The organism is Armatimonas sp. (assembly GCF_043760365.1).
Lineage (GTDB): Bacteria > Armatimonadota > Armatimonadia > Armatimonadales > Armatimonadaceae > Armatimonas.
In genome coordinates this window covers 1-3,641 of the sequence record NZ_JAYUPA010000724.1, presented here as the reverse complement: position 1 = coordinate 3,641, position 3,641 = coordinate 1, and the positions used below count along the sequence as shown (strand labels likewise).

The 3,641-nt window shown below is 63.2% G+C and carries 3 protein-coding genes; all 3 read left to right on the top strand.

All coding sequences use genetic code 11. The features are described 5' to 3' along the window. The first annotated feature begins 189 nt into the window (after positions 1-189). Positions 190-1,485 (top strand): DUF1501 domain-containing protein, encoded by a 1,296-nt coding sequence (locus ACH2EH_RS17115; protein ID WP_395143458.1) that lies wholly within the window; start codon positions 190-192, stop codon positions 1,483-1,485. Continuing rightward, on the top strand, positions 1,485-3,095 hold the full coding sequence (locus ACH2EH_RS17110) for a hypothetical protein (protein WP_395143456.1): 1,611 nt from the start codon (positions 1,485-1,487) through the stop codon (positions 3,093-3,095). The genes ACH2EH_RS17115 and ACH2EH_RS17110 overlap by 1 nt, the downstream gene beginning before the upstream one ends. Before the next feature lie 2 nt (positions 3,096-3,097). After that, a partial coding sequence (locus ACH2EH_RS17105; protein ID WP_395143454.1) for a hypothetical protein occupies positions 3,098-3,641 on the top strand: 544 nt, incomplete at its 3' end.

The window sequence follows — 3,641 nt, the reverse complement described above, 5'->3', positions numbered from 1 at the left end:
GCCCACAATGCGCCGCTGATCACCAACGATCGCTTGGCCGACTGGGGCAAGCAGGCCGAAGGTATCGAGCGACTGGGCTTCACGGTTCACAAAAACGGCATCTGCCTCCTTCCCTCATAAGTTTACACTTTGTGAGTTTTCACTTTGCGGTACAATCAGCTCAGACTGCGCTGCAAGGAAGACGCCAAAATGGGTTGCTGGAAACAACATAGCCGTCGTGATTTTGTGAGAGTCGGCTCGCTGGGAATGCTGGGGCTCTCGCTCGGCCTCTCCGATCTCTTTCGGCTGGAGAAAGCCTACGCGGCGGCTCCCAAAGCCAAGCACGTGATTTTGGTCTGGCTCGATGGTGGCCCGCCTCAGCACGAGACTTTTGATCCCAAACCAAACGCGCCTTCGGGGATAAAGACCGAGATTGGGGCAATTAAAACCAATGTGCCCGGGCTGGAGATCTCCGAGCTGATGCCCCAGCTTGCCAAGCAGATGGACAAAGTGACCCTGCTACGCACGCTGGCGCACGGCGAGGGTGCCCACGAGCGGGCCTGCCACTTGCTGCTCACCGGCTGGACTCCTAATCCGTCGCTCGTCTACCCCGCCCTGGGCTCCGTGGTGGGCAAAGAGCTGGGCGGCGTGGGGCCGATGCCGCCGTATGTCTCGATTCCCGGCAATAACTTCGCCTTTGGCTACGGGCAGTCCGGCTACCTAGAGGCGGCGTTCGGGCCGTTCTCCGTGGGCGGCGATCCCAACGAGACGAACTTCTCCGTGCGCGATGTTGCGCTCCCGGGTGGCATGACCCTAGAGCGGCTTGAGGGACGACGCTCGCTGCTCGAAGCCGTGGACGGCGCGTTTCGGCGCTTCGAGAACACGCCCGAGAGCCGCAGCCGCGACGAGTTCTACCACCGCGCCTACGACATGATCTCGTCACCTGCCGCCAAGAAAGCCTTCGCGCTCCAGGAGGAGCCCAAGGAAGTGAGAGATCGCTACGGACGCCATAGCATCGGGCAGGGCTGCCTCTTGGCGCGGCGGCTCGTGCAGGCGGGGGTGCGCTTCGTGACGGTCAGCCACGGCGGCTGGGACACGCACTCGGACCACGTCAAAGCCTGCAAGGGCTGGCTGGTTCCCCCTCTGGACCAGGGACTCTCCGCACTGATTGAGGACCTGCACAAGATCGGCCTGCTCGCCGAGACTCTCGTGATCTGTATGGGCGAGTTCGGGCGGACACCTCAGGTGAACGCGCTGGCGGGCCGCGACCACTGGCCGCAGACAGGCTGTGCGCTTTTCGCGGGCGCAGGCGTCCCTGGTGGGCAGGTGATCGGAAAGACCGACGAAAAAGGCGGGGAGCCCAAAGAGCGCCCCGTCCATCCCAACGAGATCGCGGCCACCATCTTCGCCAAGCTCGGCATAGACGGTGAGAAAGTCTACGACACGCCCCAGGGCCGCCCGACGCGACTTTTGGACACGGGAGTGCCCCTCAAGGAACTCGGCTAATGCGGTGGTGCGTGGGGCTGCTGGCGATACTCTTCTCCCTGCCCGCCTTCGCCGCGCCGCGTGTGCTGGCGCTCTATCCCACGGGCGGGCAACGGGGGCAAACCGTAAGCGTGACACTCTCCGGCGAGGCATTAAAAGATGTCAGTGGAGCCTGGGTGGCGTCGCCGGGGCTCACCGTGACACTCCAGCCGGGTGGCGACGGGGCAGTGCGCACGGCACAGATCGCAATCGCGGCTGATGCCGCGCCAGGCATCTATGAGCTGCGTTTTCTCGATGCAACCGGGCTCTCCAACGTGCGCTATTTCCAGGTGGGGATGCTGCCCGAGGCGCTGGAGAAAGAGCCCAACGACGACACCACGCCGCAGGCCATCACGTTGCCGATCACGATCAATGGACGTATCTCTCAGAACCCGGACCGGGACAGCTTCAGGTTCTCGGCCAAGGCGGGCGAGAAACTCGTCTGTGAGGTGAGTGGTCTGCGCGTGCTTGGCTCGGTCGGGGACTCCTGGCTGAAGGGCTACCTGGAGATTCGCGAGAGCAGCGGCAGGCTCGTGGCTTCGTCGGAGGGCACGAGCGATGACTACTACCGCTGGGATCCGCTCATTCTCTTCACGCCCGAAAAAGACGGTGAGTACACCGCGATTTTTCGCGATCTCAACTGGCGCGGTGATGTGCGCTCGGTCTACCGGCTGAGCCTTGGCACGGTTCCTCATGCCACCGGAATCTTCCCGCTCGGTGGTCAGCGCGGCACCAGTGTGCTCGTCACGGCGACCGGAGCCAATCTCAGCGCCCCCCAGAGGATCGCGCTGCCCCAGGACGCCCCCGAGACACAACAGCTCGCAATCGGCGCCGCACTAAACGCCCGCCCGTTTCAGGCGAGCAGCTGGCCCGAGGTGCTCGCCAAAGACGGTTGCGACAGCCTCGCATCTGCCCAAAGTGTCCCCTGGCCCTGCGTGGTGAACGGCAAGTTCCGCGAGGGCAAGACCGACTTCTTCACGTTCAAAATCGAGCAGAAGGCCTATGCGCCACTGGAAGTGTTCTCCCGCCGCCTCGGCACTCCCGCCGACCCAGAGATCGCGCTCTACGATGCCAAGGGAACCTTGCTCCAAGCCGACGACGACGGACGCGGCCAAGACGGCTGGATTCCGCGCGTTCTAGAACCTGGCGAGTACACGGTCGCCGTCCGCGATCTGCATGGCCGGGGCGGCGATGCCTTCGGCTATCGTCTTCACCTCACGCCCGCCGTTCTCGCTCTCGCTGCCACTGTCACGCCGGACACCAGCGCCCTCGCCCGTGGCAAGAGCCTCCCCCTCAGTGTCAAGATCACCCGAGACCACTGGGACGACGACGTAACCGTGACTCTCGCCCCCACGCCCGGCCTCAGCGCCGACGTGCTCACGATCCCTAAGGGCAAGACGGAGGGCACACTCACTCTCAAAGTCACCGCCGATGCCCCCCTCGGCCCGGTTCGCCTCTCCGTTATCGCCACCACCAAGCCCAATAACACCCCGCTACGCACCGTCGCCCGAGGCCAGGAGACCTACAACATCCAGGGAACTGCCTTCCCCCGCGACACCCTCGGCCCCGTCCTGTTCCTAACCGAGAAGTAGCCATGCCTCTCCAACAGCTTGCGCCCGAAGAAGCCCTAGAGACAATCCACCGCTCCGTTCAGCACCGAGTCCACCACCTAAAAACGGTTCGAATGCCCTGGAAGAGACTGGGAAAGTTCGGGGGCCGATTGACTCTCTTTTTGGTAGCATTGCTGTTTTCGTCTGGCTTCTTTAATGGCAATCCGCCCACAGCGTTTATGTTCCTAGCAGGGTTCGCATTGATCTTGTGGCTCGCCTTCGTCTTCCTAGTCCCTCTCGTCTTTGTTTGCACCCTTATTTTCAACCTGCCACGGGAGCGCGCCATTGCACAAACAACGGAGGCACTGAGCCCGATTCTCGGACTCTGCTGCCTGACAGAATCCGCACCACTGCTCCTTGATTTCCTCGTCTGGCTGGAGCCGTCGGCGCCGCCGGAACGCCTGCGCTCCCTTCATGCGGCGCTAGTGCGGATCTTGCCACGTGTTGGAGAGGACGCACTACAGCAGATGCTGACTCCTGAGCGGCGACAGGCCCTCCGGCTGGTCTGTGACCGGCTTGAGAACACGG

What these genes read in the sequence shown, in the direction of transcription:
- ACH2EH_RS17115 (WP_395143458.1), top strand. Translation starts at nt 190, where the DNA reads ATGGGTTGCTGGAAACAACATAGCCGTCGTGATTTTGTGAGAGTCGGC.
- ACH2EH_RS17110 (WP_395143456.1), top strand. Translation starts at nt 1,485, where the DNA reads ATGCGGTGGTGCGTGGGGCTGCTGGCGATACTCTTCTCCCTGCCCGCC.